Raw genomic sequence first — 18,916 nt, forward strand, 5'->3', positions numbered from 1 at the left:
CAGGCGGGTGGGGTCCTGGAAGCGGCCCCGGCGCTGCTCACGTCGCGTCGAGCAGGCGCACCTTCACGCTCTTGCCCTTGACCCGGCCGCCGGACAGGCGGCGCACCGCCTCTTGCGCAATGGCGCGGTCGACTGCGACGTAGGTCGAGAAGTCGTTGATGTTGATCTTGCCCACCTGCTCCCTGGCGAAGCCGGCTTCGCCGGTGAGCGCGCCCAGCACGTCGCCGGCGCGGATCTTTTCCTTGCGCCCGCCGGCGATCTGCAGCGTGACCATGGGCGGCAGCAGCGGCTCCTGGCTGGCGGGCACCAGTTCGGCCAGTGGATGCCAGTCGGACTCGCGGCCTTGCAATTGCTCGATCTTGCCCACGCTGCCCATCTCGTCCATGGCCGCCAGGCTCAGCGCCAGGCCCTGCGCATCGCCGCGGCCGGTGCGGCCGATGCGGTGGATGTGCACCTCGGGGTCGGGGCTCACGTCGACGTTGATCACCGCGGCCAGCTGCGAAATGTCGAGCCCGCGCGCCGCCACGTCGGTGGCCACCAGGACCGAGCAGCTGCGGTTGGCGAACTGCACCAGAACCTGGTCGCGCTCGCGCTGCTCCAGTTCGCCGAACAGCGCCATCGCGCTGTAGCCCTGGCTGGTCAGCACCTGCACCAGGTCGCGGCATTGCTGCTTGGTGTTGCAGAAGGCCAGCGTGCTTTCCGGGCGGAAGTGCGCCAGCAGGCGCGACACGGCGTGCAGCCGCTCGTTCTCGGTCACTTCGTACCAGCGCTGCTCGATCTTGCCTGCCTCGTGCTGGGCCTGCACCGTGATCTGCTGCGGCTCGCGCATGAACTGGCGCGCAAGCTGCGCGATGCCGTCGGGGTACGTGGCCGAGAACAGCAGCGTCTGGCGCTGCGCGGGGCACTGGCGGGCCACTTGCGCGATGTCTTCGGCAAAGCCCATGTCCAGCATGCGATCGGCCTCGTCCAGCACCAGCGTGTTGAGGGCGGACAGGTCGAGGTTGCCGCGCTCCAGGTGGTCGAGGATGCGTCCGGGCGTGCCCACCACGATGTGCGCGCCGTGGCCCAGGCTCGCGGTCTGGCCGCGCAGCGCAATGCCGCCGCACAGGGTGACGAGCTTGATGTTCTCTTCCGCGCGCGCCAGGCGCCGGATCTCGGTGCTGACCTGGTCGGCCAGCTCGCGGGTGGGGCACAGCACCAGGCTCTGCACCGCGAAGCGCCGGGGATTGAGGTTGGCCAGCAGGGCCAGGGCGAAGGCGGCCGTCTTGCCGCTGCCGGTCTTGGCCTGTGCGATCAGGTCCTTGCCGAGCAAGGCCGCGGGCAGGCTGGCCGCCTGGATCGGCGTCATGCGCGCGTAGCCCAGGCTGGCCAGGTTGGCCAGGATGTGGGGCGCCAGCGGCAGCGTGTCGAAGCCGTCGGCCGCTGCGGCCTGGGCTGCGCTTGCGCTCATCGGGCCGGTCAGGCGCGAGCCTTAGCGGCGCTGGCCACCGCCGGGCGTCGGTGCCGGGCCGGTGCCGGGCGGACGGCGCTCGAGGTGACGGAAGGTGATGCGGCCCTTCGTCAGGTCGTAGGGCGACAGCTCCAGCGACACCTTGTCGCCCGCCAGGATGCGGATGTGGTGCTTGCGCATCTTGCCGCCGCTGTAGGCGATCAGCTGATGGCCGTTGTCCAGCGTCACGCGATAGCGCGAGTCGGGCAGGACTTCGGTCACCGAGCCGCTCATTTCAATCAGTTCTTCCTTTGGCATTCAGTACCTTCTTGCGTGCGAGTGGTTGCGCGGGCGGCCTTGGCCGGGCCATCCACGCCTGTTGGATTCAATCAAAAACCGGGCGTTCTCGCCCATGGCCGGGCCAGGCAAGGAGGCCGCCCTGTCCGCAAGGACCCGCCGAAAAGCGAACCCTCGATTGTAACTTGACGGGCATGGGTGTTGCTTTGGCCGCCCCGAATGGGCCTGCCTGGACTGGCCGCCGAGGACCGCCGCTGGGCGCCCGTTGCGAAGCCGCACGCGAAGGCGCACGATGAAGCATCCGTTGCTGCCGACGGCAAGGAGCGCCCTCATGCGAGTCCCCGATTTCGCGCATTCCGCAGCGAACCTGCGGCGGGTGCTCGCCATGCTGGCGCTGTCGGCATGGCTGGCCCTTGCCGGCGCAGACGTCCATGCGGCGGTCCCCGGCCACGGGCCGGCGCCGGCTCCGAAGGCCGAGGACTCTCCGGCCAACCAGGCGCAGGTGGCCGCCCTGCGCCGCGCGCTGAACGCCGTGGTGGCGCTGCGCGTCAGCGCCACGGAAGGCGCATCCACGGCGCGCAGCCTGGGCGAGGAACGCAGCGGCAGCGGCGTGGTCATCGATGCCGACGGGTTGATCCTGACCATCGGCTACCTGCTGCTGGAGGCGCAGACCATCGAGGTGGTCACCCAGGACGAGCGCCGCATGCCGGCGCGCCAGGTGGCCTACGACCAGGCCACCGGCTTCGGGCTGGTGCAGCCGCTGGTGCCGCTGCGCCCGCGCATCGAGCCGGCGCCCATGGGCGGCGTGGCCTCGCTGGAAGCGGGCGAGCCGCTGATGGTGTCGACCTCCGGCGACGGCGGCGCCGTGGTCGGCGTGGTGCGCATGGTCGACCGCCGGGCCTTCTCGGGCTACTGGGAATATCACATCGACCAGGCGCTCTTCACGGTGCCGCCGGTGCCCAACCACAGCGGCGCGGCGGTGTTCAACCGCAAGGGCGAACTGGTGGGCATTGGCAGCCTGTTCGTGTCGGACGCGCCGGCCGTCGGCCGCGTGGTGCCGGGCAATATGTTCGTGCCGGTGGACCTGCTGGCGCCGGTGCTGGCGGAAATGCGCGCCACCGGCAGCACCCGGGCCAGCCGCCGGCCGTGGCTGGGCGTGTCGTCGCAACTGCAGGACGGGCGGGTGCGCATCGTGCGGGTGGAGCGCGGCGGCCCCGCGCAGCTGGCCGGCGTGAGCGCGGGCGACGAGGTGCTGGAAGTGGACGGGGCGCCGGTGGATTCGCTCGAAAGCTTCTACAAGAGGATCTGGACCCATCCCGCGCCGACGGATGAGGTGGAGCTCACCGTGCGCAGCGGAGAAGAGGTCCGCAAGGTGCGCGTCCAGGCGGTCGACCGCATGCAGACGCTGCGCAAGCCGCAGGGCATTTGAACGGCTTCATCAGGCCCGCATCTCGGCGCGCAGCGCGCCGTACAGGCGGGCAAAGCGCGCGTGCCGCTCGGCGAATGCTGCATGCCGCGCCATGTCCGGCTCGAAGCTGTCGGCCAGCGGCGGCGCCGCGCAGACCTCTTGCGCGGCTTCGCCGGTGCACGCCAGCCGTCCCAGCCGTGCGGCACCCAGGGCCGCGCCCACTTCCGAGCCGCTGCGCCGGTCCAGCCGCCGGCCCAGCACGTCAGCCAGCAGCTGGGCCCAGTAGCTGCTGCGCGAGCCGCCGCCCACCAGCGTCACGCTGTCGATGCGTGCGCCGCCGCTCAGCAGCGCGCGCTGCCCGTCGAGGAAGGCGAAGGCCACCCCCTCGAGCACCGCGCGCGCCAGGTGGCCGCGCCCGTGCGCGTGGCTGAGGCCGAAGAACACGCCGCTGGCATGCGGGTCGTTGTGCGGGGTGCGCTCGCCCGACAGGTACGGCAGGAAGGTGGGCAGCGGCTCGGCATCCGGCAGCGCCTGCGCCTCGCTCACCAGCTGCGCCTCGCTCTCGGCATGCGTCACGCCGCGCAGCCAGCGCAGGCAGCTGGCCGCGGCGAGCATCACCGTCATCTGGTGCCAGGTGCCCGGGAACACATGGCAGAAGGCGTGCACCGCGTCGGCCGGGTTGGGAGAGAAGGCGTCGTTGGCGACGAAGTAGACGCCGGAGGTGCCAAGCGACAGAAACGCCGTGCCCGGCGCCGCCACCCCGATACCGGCCGCGCTGGCTGCGTTGTCCCCGCCGCCGCCGGCCACGACCACGCCGGGCGGCAGCCCCAGCTCGTCGGCCACCGCCTTGCGCAGCACGCCACTGGCGGCGCAGCCTTCCACCAGCCGCGGCATGTGCGCCGGCGTCAGGTGGGTGGCGGCCAGCATCTCGTGCGACCAGCGCCGCGCGCCCACATCCAGCCACAGCGTGCCGGATGCGTCCGACATGTCGGACACGGCTTCGCCGGTGAGGGTGAGGCGCAGGTGGTCCTTGGGCAACAGCACCAGCGCGGTCTGTCGAAAGATGTCGGGCTCGTGCTGTTCCACCCACATGAGCTTGGGCGCGGTGAAGCCCGGCATCGCGATGTTGCCGGTGATGCGCCGGCTGGCTGGCGCCCGCTCGCGTTCGAGCTCGTCGCACTGCGCATGGCTGCGGCCGTCGTTCCAGAGGATGCAGGGCCGCAGCACGCGGTGCTGCGCATCGAGCAGCGTGGCGCCGTGCATCTGGCCCGACAGGCCGATGCTGCGCACGGCGCCCCAGGGCTTGGGGTGCTGCGCGCGTAGCTCGCCGAGCGCGGCTTGCGTGGCCTGCCACCAGGCATGCGGGTCCTGCTCCGCCCACAGCGCATGCGGCCGCGAGATCTGCAGCACGCGGCTGCTCTGACCGACCACGCGGCCCGCGTCGTCCACCAGCACCGCCTTGACTTCGGAGGTGCCCAGGTCGATGCCCAGATCCATGTCGCCCTTTCTTCCCTGGCGCGATCAGCCGATGCCGAGGATCTTGCGGTTGGCTGCGGTGTTGACCCCGCCGCCGGCAAAGTCGTCGAAGGCCCGGTCGGCCACGCGGATGATGTGCTCGGCAATGAAGGCCGCGCCTTCGCGGGCGCCGTCTTCCGGGTGCTTCAGGCAGCACTCCCATTCCAGCACTGCCCAGCCCGGAAAGTCGTAGGCCGCCAGCTTGGAGAAGATGGCGCCGAAGTCCACCTGCCCGTCGCCCAGCGAGCGGAAGCGCCCGGCGCGGTCGATCCAGTTCTGGAAGCCGCCGTACACGCCCTGCTTGCCGGTCGGGTTGAATTCCGCATCCTTCACGTGAAAGATCTTGATGCGCTCGTGGTAGTGGTCGATGTAGGCCAGGTAGTCCAGCTGCTGCAGCACGAAGTGGCTCGGGTCGTAGAGCAGGCAGGCGCGCGGATGGTTGCCCACGCGCGCAAGGAACATCTCGTAGGTCACGCCGTCGTGCAGGTCCTCGCCGGGGTGGATCTCGTAGCACACGTCCACGCCCACCTGGTCGAAGGCGTCCAGGATGGGTTTCCAGCGGCGCGCCAGCTCGTCGAAAGCTTCTTCGATGAGGCCGGCCGGGCGCGGTGGCCACGAGTAGAGGTAGGGCCAGGCCAGCGCGCCCGAGAAGGTGGCGTGCGCCGTGAGCCCCAGGTTGGCCGAGGCCTGCGCCGCGTAATGCAGCTGCTGCACCGCCCAGGCCTGCCGCGCGGCCGGGTTGCCGCGCACCTCGGGCGCCGCGAAGCCGTCGAAGCCCGCGTCGTAGGCCGGGTGCACCGCCACCAGTTGGCCCTGCAGGTGGGTCGACAGCTCGGTGATCGCCAGGCCGTGCCGGGCCAGCGTGCCCTTGACTTCGTCGCAATAGGTCTTGCTCTGCGCCGCGCGCCGAAGGTCGAACAGGCGCGCATCCCAGCTGGGAATCTGCACGCCCTTGTAGCCCAGGCCCGCCGCCCAGGCGCCGATCGCGTCCAGCGAGTTGAAGGGAGCCTGGTCGCCGGCGAACTGGGCCAGGAAGATGGCTGGCCCCTGGATGGTCTTCATGAAAGGAGTCTCCTTTTTCGTCTTGCGACACCCATTGTGTGCGGCAGCAACACCGCGTCCAGTCCGAAGTCCGGTTTCTCGCGAAATCGAAAGCACGCGCCACGGGGACGCGCCACAATATTTCCCATGTACGACTTCGGGCGACGCCTGCGGGGCGCGCCGAGCCAGGGATGTCACAAACCGTAGCCAGCCGCCTCAAGATCGGCCTGTCGGCCTGCTTCCAGCACGCCGACCCGGGCCGCTCGCTGTTCACCAACAAGACGCTGCAGTACGTGGAGCAATCGATCGCGCACTGGCTCATGTCGGCCGGTGCGCTGGTGGTGATGGTGCCCTGCCCCACCGGCGAGACCGCGCGCGGCGACACCAGCCTGGCGCACTACGCCGAGTGGCTCGACGGGGTGGTGATGCACGGCGGGGCGGACGTCTGGCCCGGAAGCTACGGCGAGATGCCGCTGCGCGAGGCCTGGATGGGCGACCGCATCCGCGACCTGTACGACCTGGCGCTGGTGGAGGCCTTCGAGCAGGCGGGCAAGCCGATCTTCGGCGTGTGCCGCGGCCTGCAGCTCATCAACGTGGCCTTCGGCGGCACGCTCTACCAGGACATCGCCACCCAGCATCCGCATGCGCTGCAGCACCGCGACCCGGTGAGCTACGACCAGAACTTCCACGACATCGTGTTCGTGGAAGGCACCCGGCTGTCGCAGATGTATCCCGGCATGGTTCACGCGCGGGTCAACAGCATCCACCACCAGGGCATCAAGCACCTGGCGCCGGGCTTCGAGGTGGAGGCCTGGAGCTACCCCGACCATGTGCCCGAAGCCATCCGCCGCAAGCCGGTGCCGGGCCGCGGCTACATCGCCGCCACCCAGTGGCACCCGGAATTCCACCAGCCCGGCACCCCGATCAGCACGGTGGACGACGGGGCCATCCTGGACGACTTCCTTGGCGCCTGCATGGCGACCCGCGCGCGCGCGCGGCCGCCGCAGCACGTGGCCCCGGGCAAGATCCGCGACCGCGCGGCGCGCTTGTTGCGCCAGGCCCTGCTGCGCAACTGAGCGCGGGGCGGCAGCTCAGCCCGCTTGGCCCAGCAGCTGGGTGAAGCGCTGGAGGTCGACGTTGCCGCCGCTCAGGATCACGCCGATGCGCTGCCCCGGCTGCGCCAATCGGCGCGCGGCGGCAAAGGCGAGGCAGCCGGTGGGCTCCACCAGCATCTTCATGCGCTCGGCGAAGAAGCGCATGGCATCCACCAGCTCGGCGTCGGTGGCGGTGTGGATGTCCTCCACCTCGCGGCGGATGATGGCGAAGGTGTGTTCGCCCAGGTGCTGGGTCTGCGCCCCGTCGGCAATGGTGCGCGGCGTGTCGATGTGCACGATGCGGCCCGCGCGAAAGGATTGCTGCCCGTCGTTGCCGGCCGCCGGCTCCACGCCATAGACCTTGCACTGCGGCGCCAGCGCCCTGGCGGAAAGCGCGCAGCCCGACAGCAGGCCGCCGCCGCCCAGCGGCACGAAGAGCGCGTCGAGCGGCCCGGTGTCTTCCAATAGCTCCAGCGCGGCCGTGCCCTGCCCGGCGATCACGTGCGGATGGTCGTAAGGCGGGATCAGCGTCATGCCGCGTTCTTCGGCCAAGCGGCGGGCCAGCACCTCGCGGTCTTCCTTGTAGCGGTCGTACAGCACCACCTCGCCGCCGTAGCCGCGCGTGGCCGCCACCTTCATGGCCGGCGCGTCGGCGGGCATGAGGATGGTGGCCGGAATGCCCAGGATCTGCGCCGCCAGCGCAATGGCCTGCGCGTGGTTGCCCGATGAGAAGGCCGCCACGCCGGCGCGGCGCTGCCCGGCGTCGAAGCACGACAGCGCATTGAAGCCGCCGCGGAACTTGAAGGCGCCCATGCGCTGGAAGTTCTCGCACTTGAAGAAGAACTGCGCGCCGGTGGCGGCATCCACCGTGCGCGAGCGCATCACCGGCGTGCGGTGCGCCTGGCCAGCCAGCCGGGCGGCGGCGGCCTTCACGTCCTCGAAGCCCGGGGTGGCCAGTGCGCTCATCGCTTCCCTCCTGTCGCCTGCAATCAGCTCAGGTGCTTGCCGACGATGCCGGCCAGCTCGAACATCGTGACCTGGTCCTTGCCGAACACGGGCTTGAGCCTGGCATCGGCATTGATGGCGCGCTTGTCCTTGGCGTCCTGCAGGCCGTTGGCCTTGATGTAGTCCCACAGCTTCTTGATCACTTCGGTGCGGGCGACCGGCTCGTTGCCCACGACTGCGGCGAGTTCGGCGCTGGGCGTGAGCCCCGCGGCGGGCTTGCGCGGCGCCTTGGGCGCCTTGGGCGTCTTGGCCGCCGCGGTCTTCTTGGCAGCCGGTGCCTTCTTCGCGGCGGCCTTCTTGGCCGCGGTCACGGTCGGCGTCTTCGTGGTCGCCAGCGTCTTGCGCGGCGGGAACTTGGAGGTGCGCGGCTCGAATTCGAAGGTGACCTTGCCCTCTTCCTTGTTCCACACCAGGAAGGCCTTGAAGGCGCGCCGCGTGCGCATGCTGACGAACTTGTCCAAGAGGTCGGTCTTGCCTTCGGCCAGGAGCTTTTGCACCTGCTCGGGCGACACCGGCTGCTGCAGGATCACCTTGCCGGACTTGAAGTCGCAGGTGGGCGTGGGCTGCGCCGCCGTGGGCACCGACTTCTCGCACACATAGTTGCTGCCGAACTCGAACACGCGGCTGCTGCATTTCGGGCACGGCCCGAGGGATTGCTGGCCGCTGAAGTCGACGATCTCGCCCGTTTCGGCCGGGTCCTTCTCGTCGCCGAAGTCGAACTCCAGCTTGTAGTTCTTCGCCTCTTCGTCGAACTTCAGGACGATCTCGGAGACGAAGGGCCAGCCCGCCTTGGAGCGGAAGCCTTCCAGCGGGCCGATGTGCTTGTCGCGCAGCAGCGCCTCGGCCTCGGCCACCTCGAAGGTGCGGCCGGCCGGCGACTTGCCGAAGGAAAAGCCGCAGGGCTCCTGCCCAGGCTTGCCGGTGCAGGCGTAGCGCCGGTAGTTCTCGCGAACCACGCCGCCGCAGTTGGGGCACGGCGTGCTCAAGGTGGCGTAGTCGCCCGGTACGGTGTCGCGGTCGTACTCCTTGGCCTTCTTGACGATGTGCTCCGTCATTTCGGCGATCTCGCGCATGAAGGCGTCGCGGCTGAGCTTGCCGTGCTCCATCTGCGAGAGCTTGTATTCCCACTCGCCGGTGAGCTCGGCCTTGGACAGTTCCTCCACCCCCAGGCCGCGCAGCAGCGTCATGAGCTGGAAGGCCTTGGCCGTCGGGATGAGCTCGCGGCCCTCGCGCAGGATGTACTTCTCGGCCAGCAGGCCTTCGATGATGGCTGCGCGCGTGGCCGGCGTGCCCAGGCCCTTTTCCTGCATGGCCTCGCGCAGCTCGTCGTCGTCGATGAGCTTGCCGGCGCCCTCCATGGCGCCCAGCAGCGTGGCTTCGGAATAGCGGGCCGGCGGACGGGTCTTCAGGCCCTTGGCGTCGGCGGATTCATTCAGCACCTTCTCGCCGGGCTTGACGGGCACCAGGTTCTTGCCGTCCTTCTCGTCGTCGTCGCTCACCGCTTCCTTGCCGTAGATGGCCATCCAGCCCGGCTTGACCAGCACCTTGCCGTCGGAGCGGAAGTTGTAGTCCTTGCCCTCGTGCGACACGGTGCTGATGCGGGTGGTCACCTGGAATTCGGCGCTGGGGAAGAACACCGACAGGAAGCGCCGCACCACGAAGTCGTACAGCTTCTGCTCCGCATCCGACAGGCCCGAGGGCGCCTGCAGCGTCGGGATGATGGCGAAGTGGTCCGACACCTTGGCGTTGTCGAAGATGCGCTTGGCTGGCCGGACGTAGTTGCCGTCGATGGCCTGCTGCGCGAAAGGCGCCAGATGCTTCATGCCGCTGTTGGCGAGCATGCCCATCGTCTGCTTCACCACCGGCAGGTAGTCCTCGGGCAGTGCGCGCGAGTCGGTACGCGGGTAGGTGAGTGCCTTGTGCCGCTCGTACAGGCTCTGCGCGAGCGCCAGCGTGGTCTTGGCCGAGAAGCCGAAGCGGCTGTTGGCCTCGCGCTGCAGCGAGGTCAGGTCGAACAGCAGCGGCGAGGCCTGCGTGGTGGGCTTGCTTTCTTCCGTGACGGTGGCGGGTTGGCCGCGCGCCGCATCGGCAATGGCCAGGGCGTCGCGCTCGTTCCACACGCGGTCGGCGCGCTGCTCGGGGTCGGGCTCGCCATTGGGCAACAGGGGCGCGTTGGCCTTCTTCCAGTTCGGATCGAACCATTTACCCGGGTACTGGCCCGCCTCGGCCTGGAAGCTCGCGTGGATTTCCCAGTAGTCGCGCGAGACGAACTTGCGGATCTGCTCCTCGCGCTCCACCACCACCGACAGGGTGGGTGTCTGCACCCGGCCCACGGTGGTGAGGAAGAAGCCGCCGTCGCGCGAGTTGAAGGCGGTCATGGCCCGGGTGCCGTTGATGCCCACCAGCCAGTCGGCTTCGGAGCGCGAGCGCGCCGCATCGGCCAGGCCCTGCATCTGCTTTTCGCTGCGCAGCTGCTCGAAGCCGTCGCGGATCGCCTGCGGCGTCATCGACTGCAGCCACAGCCGCTGCACCGGCTTGCCCAGCGGCTTGGCGCCGCCGGCGTACTGCTCGATCAGGCGGAAGATCAGCTCGCCCTCGCGGCCCGCGTCGCAGGCGTTCACCAGCGCGGACACATCTTTGCGCTTGGCCTGCTTCACCACGGCGTTCAGGCGCGTCTTGGTCTTTTCCACCGGCTTCAAATCGAAGCGCGGCGGGATCACCGGCAGGTTGGCAAAGCTCCACTTGCCGCGCTTCACGTCGTATTCCTCGGGGGCCTGGATCTCCACCAGGTGGCCCACGGCGCTGGTCACGACGTACTTCTCGTTCTCGAAGTGCTCGTCGTGCTTGTCGAACTTGCCGGCCACCGGCGTGAGCGCCCGGACGATGTCCTGGGCCACCGACGGTTTTTCTGCAATCACCAATGTCTTCGTCATCTCGGCTCTCTCTACAATCTGGCGCTTCTCACGCGTGCGTACACGCGCACGCGCATGCGTACATATTCAAACTAACAGACTTCGGCGATGCCTTCCAAATCCACCCCGAGCAGCGGCCGCCGCATCCAGACGCGGCGCTCCGGCGTCCACGGCAACGGCGTGTTCGCCCTGCAAGACATCGCCGAAGGCGAAACCCTGGTCGAGTACAAGGGCGAGGTCATCACCTGGGAAGAGGCGCTGCGCCGCCATCCCCACGACCCGTCGCAGCCCAACCACACCTTCTACTTCCACGTCGACGACGAGCGTGTGATCGACGGCAAGGTGAACGGCAACTCCGCCAAGTGGATCAACCACTCGTGCGACCCCAACTGCGAGGCCGACGAGCAGAATGGCCGCATCTTCATCAAGGCCCTGCGCAACATCAAGGCCGGCGAAGAGCTCAACTACGACTACGGCCTGATCATCGACGAGGAATACACGCCCAAGCTGCTGGCCGAGTTCCCCTGCTGGTGCGGCGCCGAGACCTGCCGCGGCACGCTGCTGTCGCCCAAGGACGACGAGGAAGAAGGCAAGAAGTCCAGCAAGAAAAAGAAGAAGAAAAAAGCCAAGAACAAGAAAAAGAAGGCCAAGAAGAAGGATTGAGCTCCCTGCCATGACCCCCCAGCCCGCATCCGCCTGGCCGCTGGCCGAACTGAGCGCGCAGCTCGATGCCTTGCTGCCGGGCTGCCGGGTGGAACTGGTGGAGGAAATCGACTCCACCAACACCGAGCTGATGCGGCGCGGGCGCGCGGGCCGGGCCGGCGAGGCCGTGCTGCTGGTGGCCCTGCGCCAGAGCGCCGGCCGCGGGCGCATGGGCCGGCCCTGGCAAAGCCAGACGGGCGAGACCGACGCCGCCCCCACCCTCACCTTTTCGCTGGGGCTTCCGCTGGCGCCGCGCGACTGGTCGGGCCTCTCGCTGGCCGTGGGCGTGGCGGTGGCCGAGGCGCTGGATCCGCAACGCAGCGCCGGCCTGGCCCTGAAGTGGCCCAACGACCTGTGGCTGCAGGACCGCAAGCTGGCCGGCATCCTGATCGAGACCGCCACCCTGCCCGGGGAAGCGTCGACGGCCACGCGCTACGCGGTGATCGGCGTGGGCATCAACATCGGCCCGCGCGACGCGCAGGGCATGAACACGCCACCGGCCTGCGTGCGCGAGTGGCAGCCGCAGGCCACCGCTCCTGGCGCGCTGGCGCAGATCGCGGCGCCCCTGCTGCGCACGGTGCTGGAGTTTTCCGAGACAGGCTTCGGCCCGCTGGCCACCCGTTTTGCCCAACGCGACGCCCTGCGCGGGCGCGAGGTGCAGCTGAGCGACGGCACCGCAGGCCGCTGCGAAGGCGTGGGCTGGACCGGCGAACTGCTCGTGCATACTGCGGCCGGCATGCAATCCATCACCAGCTCCGAAGTCAGCGTGCGCCCGCGCGCCGGCTGACACACACAGGCCCCGACGTGCGAATTCTGCTGATCGCCCTCGTGCTGGCCAACGGCCTGTATTTCGCCTGGAGCCACGGCGCGCTGGCCGCTTTCGGCTGGCTGCCGGCCTCGTACGGCGAACGCGAACCGCATCGGCTGGAGCAGCAGGTGCGCCCCGGCGCGCTGCAGATCAAGCCGGCCGCTTCTTCGCCGTCTCCCGCGCCTCAAAGCGCACGCTGAAGCGCGAGCCGGGCGGCTTCTTGCCCGGGTGGGCGTCTTCGAGCGACACGGTCGCGTTGTGCTGCCGCGCGATCTCGCACACGATGGGCAGGCCCAGGCCCGAACCATCCGCATCGTTGCCCAGCACGCGGTAGAAGGGTTCGAACACCAGCTCCTTGTCGGCCTCGGAAATGCCGGGGCCGGAGTCTTCCACCTGCAGGACCACGACATGGCCGAAGGGGTCGGCCAGCACCCGTGCGGTGATCACGCCGGGCTTGTCGGGCGACGAGGGCGTGTAGGCAATGGCGTTGTCCACCAGGTTGCGGATCAGCTCCTTGAGCAGCGTGGGAAAGCCCTCCAGCTGCACGCCGGGCGCACCGGGCTGGTGGCCGTCGTAGCCCAGGTCCAGCGCCTTGTCCATGGCGCGCGGCACGGCCTCGCGCACCACCTCGATGGTCAGCCGCGCCAGGTCGCAGACTTGCGGCGCCAGCGCGCCACCGCCGCCTTCGGCCCGCGCCAGGGCCAGCAGCTGGTTCACCGTGTGGGTGGCGCGCATGCTGGAGCGGCCGATCTGCTTGAGCGACTGCTTGAGCTCGTCGGCATTGGCGTTCTCGCGCTGCGCCAGGTCGGCCTGCATGCGCAGGCCCGCCAGCGGCGTCTTGAGCTGGTGCGCCGCGTCGGCCAGGAAGCGCTTCTGGGTCGCCAGCGAATCCTTCAGGCGCATCAGCAGGCCGTTGACCGAGGCCACCAGCGGCGCCACCTCGACCGGCACGGCGCTGTCGTCCAGCGGGCTCAGGTCGTCGGGGCGGCGCTTGCGGATGCGGTCTTCCAGCTCCGACAAGGGGTTGATGCCGCGCGCCAGCGCCAGCCAGATCAGCAGCACCGCCAGCGGCAGGATGGCGAACTGCGGCAGCAGCACGCCCTTGATGATCTCGGCGGCCAGCACCTGCTGCTTCTCGCGCGTTTCGGCCAACTGCACCAGCACCTTGAGTGGCGGGCCGTCGGGCTGCGCCAGCTCGATCCAGATGCTGGCCACGCGCACCGCCTCGCCGCGCAGCTTGTCGTCGCGCAGCACCACTTCGCCGGGCGCCTCTTCTTCCTCGGGCAGGGGCACTTCGGCGTCGCCGTCCAGCAGGCGCTTGTCGGCGCCCAGCACCTGGTAGTACACGCGGTCGGTGCCGTCGGCGCGCAGGATCTGGCCGGCCGACTCCGGCAGCTGGAACTGCACCAGCCCGTTCTGGATGGTGACCATGCGCGACAGCGTGCGCGCATTGAACTCGAGCGCGCGGTCGAAGGGCCGGTTGGCAATGCCCTGCGCCACCAGCCAGGTCACGCCGATGCTCACCGGCACCAGCAGCAGCAGGGGCGTGAGCATCCAGTCGAGGATTTCGCCGAACAGGGAGCGCTGGCCGCGTTGGAAGAGTCTCAAGGTGGTGGTGTCTCGCGCAGAAGAAGGTCATGCAGGCGAACGTGCCGCCTACGACCCGGGTTCAGCCCTGGATCTTCTCCAGGCAATACCCCAGCCCGCGCACCGTCGCAATGCGAATGGGGCCCTTCTCGATCTTCTTGCGCAGGCGGTGGATGTACACCTCGATGGCATTGAGGCTCACCTCTTCGCCCCATTCGCACAGCCGCTCCACCAGCTGGTCCTTGCTGACCAGCCGGCCGGCGCGCTGCAGCAGCACTTCGAGCAGGCCCAGCTCGCGTGCCGACAGCTCCACCATCTTGCCGTCGATGGTGGCCACGCGGCCTGCCTGGTCGTAGATCAGCGGGCCGTGCTTGATGGCGTTGCTGGTGGCGCCCATGCCGCGCCGCGTGAGGGCGCGCACGCGCGCCTCGAGTTCCTGCAGCGAAAAGGGCTTGGCCATGTAGTCGTCGGCGCCGAAGTCCAGGCCCTTGACGCGCTCTTCCACGCTGTCGGCCGCGGTGAGCACCAGCACCGGCATCTGCTGGCCGCGGGCGCGCAGGCGCTTGAGGATTTCCAGGCCGTGCAGCCCGGGCAGGCCCAGGTCGAGGATCAGCAGATCGAACTCGCTGTTGGTCATGAGCGCCGCGTCGGCCTGGTTGCCGCTGGCCACATGATCGACTGCCGCGCCCGAAGTGCGCAGGCTGCGCAGCAGGGCGTCCGCCAACACCTGGTCGTCTTCGGCAATCAGTATGCGCATTGCGTTTGTCTCCTTACGCGATTCTAGAAGTCGCAACCTCCCATTGCTGCCGGGGCGACTCAGGGCTTGCCCGCCCTTTCAGGCAGGCTCGCCGGCCTCGCCTGCGTAGGCCTCCAGCCCCAGCGCCACCACGGTGGCGACCTCCTGGCCCACGGCGGCGCGAAACTCGTCCTCGGCCTGCGCCACGGCGCGCCGGAAGGCTTCCAGCCAGGCCAGGCCGTCGGCGGTGAACTGCACCTGCCGGGCCCGCGCGTCGAGCGGATCGGGGCTGCGCGTGACCAATCCCCAAGCCTCGCACTGGTCGACCAGCATGCCCATGGCCTGCTTGGTCATGCCGGCGCGCTCGGCCAGCTCGGTCAGGCGCGAGCCGCCGCGCGCCAGGTGGCGGGTGATGTGGATGTGGGCCGCACTCACCTGCGCGCGGGCCGCGAGGTTGGACAGCGCCAGCGGCACCTCGACCTCATGCGCCATGAGCGAGAGCACCCGCTCGTCGAAGCGCCGCATGGCGTGGCCCAGCAGGCGGCCCAGGTGGGTCTGGCGCCAGGCGTCTTGATCGGGGTTCAGGGACATGGCTCAAATGGTAAAGCAAACTGACTAAATAACTGCTTTACTCGCCGGTATGGCCACGTACACTACTGTTCAAGCATCCAGCCTGTGATTCGAAGCAGGCTGGCAACCAAACACCAACCTGTTGATTTTCAAGGAGATTCTCATGGACGCAGTCGTCAAGGGTGCCAACATCGCCGGTGCCAACAGCGAAAAGGCCAAGGCCCTGCAAGCTGCCCTGGCGCAGATCGAAAAGCAGTTCGGCAAGGGCACGATCATGCGTCTGGGTGAAGGCGAGAAGATCGAGGACATCCAGGTGGTGTCGACCGGCTCGCTGGGCCTGGACATCGCACTGGGCGTGGGCGGCCTGCCGCGTGGCCGCGTCGTCGAAATCTACGGTCCGGAATCCTCGGGCAAGACCACCCTCACCCTGCAGGTCATCGCCAACATGCAGAAGCAGGGCGGCACCTGCGCCTTCGTCGACGCCGAGCACGCCCTCGACGTGCAGTACGCCAGCAAGCTCGGCGTGAACCTGCCCGACCTGCTCATCAGCCAGCCCGACACCGGCGAGCAGGCGCTCGAAATCGTCGACTCGCTGGTGCGCTCCGGCGCCGTGGACCTCATCGTGATCGACTCGGTGGCCGCGCTCACGCCCAAGGCCGAAATCGAAGGCGAAATGGGCGACTCCCTGCCCGGCCTGCAGGCCCGCCTGATGAGCCAGGCGCTGCGCAAGCTCACGGCCACTATCAAGAAGACCAACTGCATGGTCATCTTCATCAACCAGATCCGCATGAAGATCGGCGTGATGTTCGGCTCGCCCGAAACCACCACCGGCGGCAACGCGCTCAAGTTCTACGCCTCGGTGCGCCTGGACATCCGCCGCATCGGCACCATCAAGAAGGGCGAGGAGGCCATCGGCAACGAGACCAAGGTCAAGGTGGTGAAGAACAAGGTCAGCCCGCCCTTCAAGACGGCCGAGTTCGACATCCTGTTCGGCGAGGGCATCAGCCGCGAGGGCGAAATCATCGACATGGGCGTGAACAACCGCATCGTCGAGAAGAGTGGCGCCTGGTACGCCTACAACGGCGAGAAGATCGGCCAGGGCCGCGACAACTCCCGCGAGTTCCTGCGCGAGAACCCCGAGCTGGCGCGCGAGATCGAGAACAAGGTGCGCGAGTCGCTGGGCATTCCGCTGCTGCCGGGTTCGGAAGCCGAAGAAGCCGCGCCGTCCGCCAAGGCCCCCAAGGCGGACAAGGCCGACAAGGCTGACAAGGCTGACAAGGGCGAGAAGTAAGCCTTGGCCGGAGGCGCCGGTGCGGGCTTCATGAAGGCCCGCGCCGGCGCGGCGATCCATGGGATTCGACGCCCCTTCCCTCAAGGGCCGGGCCCTGCGCCTGCTCGCGCAGCGTGAGCACTCGCGCGCCGAGCTGGAGCGCAAGCTGGCCAGGTATGAAGAAGAGCCCGGCACCCTCGCCCAGGCGCTGGACGAACTGGCAGCTCGCGATTTCATCAGCGAACCGCGCGTGGTGCAGTCGGTGCTGCACCAGCGCGCGAGCCGCATGGGTGCCATGCGCCTGAAGCAGGAACTGCAACAAAAGGGCATTGGCGCCGAGGCCATCGCCGGCGCCATGGCGCAGCTCAAGAGCACCGAACTGGAGCGCGCACGCGAGGTCTGGCGCCGCCGCTTCGGCCAGCCGCCCGCCGACGCCGCGGAGCGGGCGAAGCAGACGCGCTTCCTGCTGGCGCGGGGCTTTTCGGGGGAGATCGTTCGCCGCGTTCTCTCCCTTCCCGACGACATCTGAGCCGACTTGCGTGCTGCCGGCACGCCTCTTGCACTCCGGGTTGATCAAAAATTTTCAGAGTGCGCTTATATTTGTAAGCGCATTTACCTGAAGCCCCGACAGTGCAAGCATCCTCTTCCCCGGCCGGCAGCGGCAACACCATGGTGGCGCGCCGCATCGCCCAGGTGTTGCCGCAGCTCACGCGCGCGCACCGGCGGGTGGCCGACCACGTGCTGGCGCATCCGCTGCAGGTGGCGACGCAGCCCATCGACGAACTGGCAGCCAGCATCGGCGTGTCGGTGGCCACGGCCAACCGCTTCGCGCGGGCCCTGGGCTTCGAGGGCTATGCCACCTTCCGAGCCGAACTGGTGCGCGGCTTCGAGCCGCTGCTGGCGCCGGTGCAGGAGCTGCGCGACAACCTGGCGCAGCCGGGCACCGTGGCCGAGGTCTTCATGGCGGTGCTCGACGAGAGCCAGCGAAACATCGGGGCCACCCGCCGCTCGCTGGACCATGCCGCCTGCGAGGAGGCGGTTCGCCGCATCCTCGCGGCGCGCACGACCGCGATCGTCGGCTTCGGTGCGAGCGCCTGGCTGGCCGGGCTGCTGCACCATGGGCTGGAGTCCTACTGCCCCGACGTGCGGCTGCTCGCCGGGCCAGCAGGCGTCAGCCAGGCGGCCCGTGCCCTCGCCCGCCGCGGCCCGGAGGACCTGCTGGTCGCCATGGCCTTCCCGCGCTACCTCAACGACACCGTCACGCTGGCGCGCGAGGCCCGCGCGCGCGGCGTGCAGGTGCTGGCCATCACCGACCGGCCCAGTTCGCCGCTGGCGCCGTTGGCCGATGTGGTGCTCTATGCCCAGACCGGCACCCGCTACCGCCCCAACTGCGAGACCGGCGCGCTGGCGCTGGTCGAGGCGCTGAGCAGCGCCGTGGCCCTGCGCGCCCCAGGCGCCTACCAGACGGCTGGCAAAGTCGTCGATTCGGTGGCACCGTGGCTGCATGGCGGCCCGGGCCGGCAGGCGCAGGTGCTTCCGAACCCTTCAACCAAACGATCCCGATGAGTTCCACCACCCCCGTCATCGCCATCCATGGCGGCGCCGGCACCATCAGTGCCGCCACGCTCGCGCCCGATGCCGCGCGTGGCTACCACGAGGCCCTGCACGCCATCACGCTGGCCGCGCAGAAACTGCTGCTCGCTGGCGGCTCGGCCCTCGACGCCGCCTGCCTTGCGGTCGAGATGCTGGAAGACTGCCCGCTCTTCAACGCCGGCCACGGCGCCGTCTTCACCCATGCCGAAACCCACGAGCTGGATGCCGCGGTGATGGATGGCGCCGACCTGCGCGCCGGCGCCATTGCCGGCGTGAGCCATGTGCGCCGCCCGGTGCGCGCGGCACGCGCCGTGATGGAGGACGGTGCCCATGTGCTGCTGGCCGGCGCGGGCGCCGAGGCTTTCGCACGCGAGCGCGGGCTGGAGATGGTCGAGCCTTCCTATTTCTCCACCGAGGCGCGCCGTGCCCAGTTGCACCGTGTGCGGGATGCCGGCCGCGTCGCCCTCGACCACGACAGTGCCGCCCTCGCCTTCAACTTCCAGCGCGAGCAAGCCCCGCTCGACGAGGACCGCAAGATGGGCACTGTCGGCGCCGTCGCGCTCGACATCCAGGGCCACCTCGCAGCCGCCACCTCCACCGGCGGCATGACCAACAAGCGCGTGGGCCGCGTGGGCGATTCGCCGCTCATCGGCGCCGGCACCTATGCCGACGACCGCACCGCCGCCGTGTCCTGCACCGGCAGCGGCGAGATGTTCATCCGCGTGGCCGCCGCCTACGATGTCTGCGCACGCATGCGCTACGCGGGGCAGTCGCTCGGCGAGGCGTGCGAGGCGGTGGTCATGCACAGCCTGCCGGCCATCGGCGGCAACGGCGGACTGATCGCCGTCGACCGCCAGGGAAACCTGAGCCTGGCCTTCAACACCGAAGGCATGTACCGTGCGCATGCCCGCGGCGCGCAGGCGCCGGTCACTGCCATCCATCGCTGAAT

At 69.2% G+C, this 18,916-nt stretch carries 18 protein-coding genes; 9 read left to right on the top strand and 9 right to left on the bottom strand.

The window, feature by feature from the left end:
• Positions 1 to 37: 37 nt before the first annotated feature.
• Together dbpA and infA are read right to left on the bottom strand one after the other, a co-directional pair.
• Complete coding sequence (gene dbpA / locus VSO01S_RS07100) at positions 38 to 1,450, bottom strand: ATP-dependent RNA helicase DbpA (RefSeq protein WP_068641100.1); 1,413 nt, start codon at positions 1,448 to 1,450, stop codon at positions 38 to 40.
• Between the two features lie 21 nt (positions 1,451 to 1,471).
• The gene (gene infA / locus VSO01S_RS07105) at positions 1,472 to 1,747 is read right to left on the bottom strand and encodes a translation initiation factor IF-1 (protein WP_068641101.1); all 276 of its coding nucleotides are present in this window, start codon (positions 1,745 to 1,747) and stop codon (positions 1,472 to 1,474) included.
• Between the two features lie 310 nt (positions 1,748 to 2,057).
• Here infA and VSO01S_RS07110 point away from each other — a divergent pair, with 310 nt between their 5' ends.
• Positions 2,058 to 3,155 carry a S1C family serine protease gene (locus VSO01S_RS07110; protein ID WP_245684136.1) on the top strand — a complete coding sequence of 366 codons (1,098 nt, stop codon included), beginning with the start codon at positions 2,058 to 2,060 and terminating at the stop codon, positions 3,153 to 3,155.
• A gap of 9 nt (positions 3,156 to 3,164) precedes the next feature.
• Here the strand turns inward: VSO01S_RS07110 and xylB are convergent, their stop codons facing one another.
• Positions 3,165 to 4,631 carry a xylulokinase gene (gene xylB, locus VSO01S_RS07115; RefSeq protein ID WP_068641102.1) on the bottom strand — a complete coding sequence of 489 codons (1,467 nt, stop codon included), beginning with the start codon at positions 4,629 to 4,631 and terminating at the stop codon, positions 3,165 to 3,167.
• Positions 4,632 to 4,655: 24 nt separating this feature from the next.
• Positions 4,656 to 5,711 (bottom strand): sugar phosphate isomerase/epimerase family protein, encoded by a 1,056-nt coding sequence (locus VSO01S_RS07120; protein ID WP_068641103.1) that lies wholly within the window; start codon positions 5,709 to 5,711, stop codon positions 4,656 to 4,658.
• A 170-nt stretch (positions 5,712 to 5,881) separates the two neighbouring features.
• Between VSO01S_RS07120 and VSO01S_RS07125 the strand changes: the two genes are divergently transcribed.
• Positions 5,882 to 6,766 carry a gamma-glutamyl-gamma-aminobutyrate hydrolase family protein gene (locus tag VSO01S_RS07125; RefSeq protein WP_068641104.1) on the top strand — a complete coding sequence of 295 codons (885 nt, stop codon included), beginning with the start codon at positions 5,882 to 5,884 and terminating at the stop codon, positions 6,764 to 6,766.
• A gap of 15 nt (positions 6,767 to 6,781) precedes the next feature.
• On the opposite strand, the gene VSO01S_RS07130 is transcribed toward VSO01S_RS07125, so the two are convergent.
• The gene (locus VSO01S_RS07130; RefSeq protein WP_068641105.1) at positions 6,782 to 7,750 is read right to left on the bottom strand and encodes a threo-3-hydroxy-L-aspartate ammonia-lyase; all 969 of its coding nucleotides are present in this window, start codon (positions 7,748 to 7,750) and stop codon (positions 6,782 to 6,784) included.
• Positions 7,751 to 7,773: 23 nt separating this feature from the next.
• Positions 7,774 to 10,722: a DNA topoisomerase III gene (locus VSO01S_RS07135; RefSeq protein ID WP_068641106.1), complete on the bottom strand. Its 2,949-nt coding sequence runs from the start codon at positions 10,720 to 10,722 to the stop codon at positions 7,774 to 7,776.
• An 87-nt stretch (positions 10,723 to 10,809) separates the two neighbouring features.
• Between VSO01S_RS07135 and VSO01S_RS07140 the strand changes: the two genes are divergently transcribed.
• The 3 genes from VSO01S_RS07140 to VSO01S_RS07150 are packed head-to-tail and all read left to right on the top strand — an operon-like array spanning position 10,810 to position 12,411.
• Entirely contained in the window at positions 10,810 to 11,364 is a 555-nt protein-coding gene (locus VSO01S_RS07140; protein ID WP_068641107.1) for an SET domain-containing protein, read from the top strand.
• 10 nt (positions 11,365 to 11,374) lie between these two features.
• Complete coding sequence (locus VSO01S_RS07145; RefSeq protein ID WP_068641108.1) at positions 11,375 to 12,190, top strand: biotin--[acetyl-CoA-carboxylase] ligase; 816 nt, start codon at positions 11,375 to 11,377, stop codon at positions 12,188 to 12,190.
• Between the two features lie 17 nt (positions 12,191 to 12,207).
• Complete coding sequence (locus VSO01S_RS07150; protein WP_068641109.1) at positions 12,208 to 12,411, top strand: hypothetical protein; 204 nt, start codon at positions 12,208 to 12,210, stop codon at positions 12,409 to 12,411.
• Here VSO01S_RS07150 and VSO01S_RS07155 read toward each other — a convergent pair.
• The 3 genes from VSO01S_RS07155 to VSO01S_RS07165 form a co-directional block, all read right to left on the bottom strand.
• Positions 12,362 to 13,819, bottom strand: a complete 1,458-nt coding sequence (locus tag VSO01S_RS07155; protein ID WP_068641110.1) for a sensor histidine kinase — start codon at positions 13,817 to 13,819, stop codon at positions 12,362 to 12,364. The genes VSO01S_RS07150 and VSO01S_RS07155 overlap by 50 nt on opposite strands.
• A gap of 61 nt (positions 13,820 to 13,880) precedes the next feature.
• On the bottom strand, positions 13,881 to 14,555 hold the full coding sequence (locus tag VSO01S_RS07160) for a response regulator (protein WP_068641111.1): 675 nt from the start codon (positions 14,553 to 14,555) through the stop codon (positions 13,881 to 13,883).
• 78 nt (positions 14,556 to 14,633) lie between these two features.
• Positions 14,634 to 15,125 (bottom strand): MarR family winged helix-turn-helix transcriptional regulator, encoded by a 492-nt coding sequence (locus tag VSO01S_RS07165; protein ID WP_068641112.1) that lies wholly within the window; start codon positions 15,123 to 15,125, stop codon positions 14,634 to 14,636.
• A gap of 142 nt (positions 15,126 to 15,267) precedes the next feature.
• Between VSO01S_RS07165 and recA the strand changes: the two genes are divergently transcribed.
• The 4 genes from recA (at position 15,268) to VSO01S_RS07185 (ending at position 18,914) form a co-directional block, all read left to right on the top strand.
• Entirely contained in the window at positions 15,268 to 16,395 is a 1,128-nt protein-coding gene (gene recA / locus VSO01S_RS07170) for a recombinase RecA (RefSeq protein WP_068641135.1), read from the top strand.
• A 58-nt stretch (positions 16,396 to 16,453) separates the two neighbouring features.
• The gene (gene recX / locus VSO01S_RS07175) at positions 16,454 to 16,903 is read left to right on the top strand and encodes a recombination regulator RecX (RefSeq protein WP_068641113.1); all 450 of its coding nucleotides are present in this window, start codon (positions 16,454 to 16,456) and stop codon (positions 16,901 to 16,903) included.
• Between the two features lie 140 nt (positions 16,904 to 17,043).
• Positions 17,044 to 17,940, top strand: a complete 897-nt coding sequence (locus VSO01S_RS07180) for a MurR/RpiR family transcriptional regulator (protein WP_068641114.1) — start codon at positions 17,044 to 17,046, stop codon at positions 17,938 to 17,940.
• Entirely contained in the window at positions 17,937 to 18,914 is a 978-nt protein-coding gene (locus tag VSO01S_RS07185) for an isoaspartyl peptidase/L-asparaginase family protein (protein ID WP_068641115.1), read from the top strand. Before VSO01S_RS07180 ends, VSO01S_RS07185 begins: the two co-directional genes overlap by 4 nt.
• The last annotated feature ends 2 nt before the right edge of the window (positions 18,915 to 18,916 follow it).

It is taken from the genome of Variovorax soli NBRC 106424 (assembly GCF_001591385.1).
Classification (GTDB): Bacteria; Pseudomonadota; Gammaproteobacteria; order Burkholderiales; family Burkholderiaceae_C; genus Variovorax; species Variovorax soli.

Bases quoted from the DNA above. Each gene is read 5' to 3' on its own strand.
- dbpA (WP_068641100.1), bottom strand. From the start codon at position 1,450: ATGAGCGCAAGCGCAGCCCAGGCCGCAGCGGCCGACGGCTTCGACACG.
- infA (WP_068641101.1), bottom strand. From the start codon at position 1,747: ATGCCAAAGGAAGAACTGATTGAAATGAGCGGCTCGGTGACCGAAGTC.
- VSO01S_RS07110 (WP_245684136.1), top strand. From the start codon at position 2,058: ATGCGAGTCCCCGATTTCGCGCATTCCGCAGCGAACCTGCGGCGGGTG.
- xylB (WP_068641102.1), bottom strand. From the start codon at position 4,631: ATGGATCTGGGCATCGACCTGGGCACCTCCGAAGTCAAGGCGGTGCTG.
- VSO01S_RS07120 (WP_068641103.1), bottom strand. From the start codon at position 5,711: ATGAAGACCATCCAGGGGCCAGCCATCTTCCTGGCCCAGTTCGCCGGC.
- VSO01S_RS07125 (WP_068641104.1), top strand. From the start codon at position 5,882: ATGTCACAAACCGTAGCCAGCCGCCTCAAGATCGGCCTGTCGGCCTGC.
- VSO01S_RS07130 (WP_068641105.1), bottom strand. From the start codon at position 7,750: ATGAGCGCACTGGCCACCCCGGGCTTCGAGGACGTGAAGGCCGCCGCC.
- VSO01S_RS07135 (WP_068641106.1), bottom strand. From the start codon at position 10,722: ATGACGAAGACATTGGTGATTGCAGAAAAACCGTCGGTGGCCCAGGAC.
- VSO01S_RS07140 (WP_068641107.1), top strand. From the start codon at position 10,810: ATGCCTTCCAAATCCACCCCGAGCAGCGGCCGCCGCATCCAGACGCGG.
- VSO01S_RS07145 (WP_068641108.1), top strand. From the start codon at position 11,375: ATGACCCCCCAGCCCGCATCCGCCTGGCCGCTGGCCGAACTGAGCGCG.
- VSO01S_RS07160 (WP_068641111.1), bottom strand. From the start codon at position 14,555: ATGCGCATACTGATTGCCGAAGACGACCAGGTGTTGGCGGACGCCCTG.
- VSO01S_RS07165 (WP_068641112.1), bottom strand. From the start codon at position 15,125: ATGTCCCTGAACCCCGATCAAGACGCCTGGCGCCAGACCCACCTGGGC.
- recA (WP_068641135.1), top strand. From the start codon at position 15,268: ATGGACGCAGTCGTCAAGGGTGCCAACATCGCCGGTGCCAACAGCGAA.
- recX (WP_068641113.1), top strand. From the start codon at position 16,454: ATGGGATTCGACGCCCCTTCCCTCAAGGGCCGGGCCCTGCGCCTGCTC.
- VSO01S_RS07180 (WP_068641114.1), top strand. From the start codon at position 17,044: ATGGTGGCGCGCCGCATCGCCCAGGTGTTGCCGCAGCTCACGCGCGCG.
- VSO01S_RS07185 (WP_068641115.1), top strand. From the start codon at position 17,937: ATGAGTTCCACCACCCCCGTCATCGCCATCCATGGCGGCGCCGGCACC.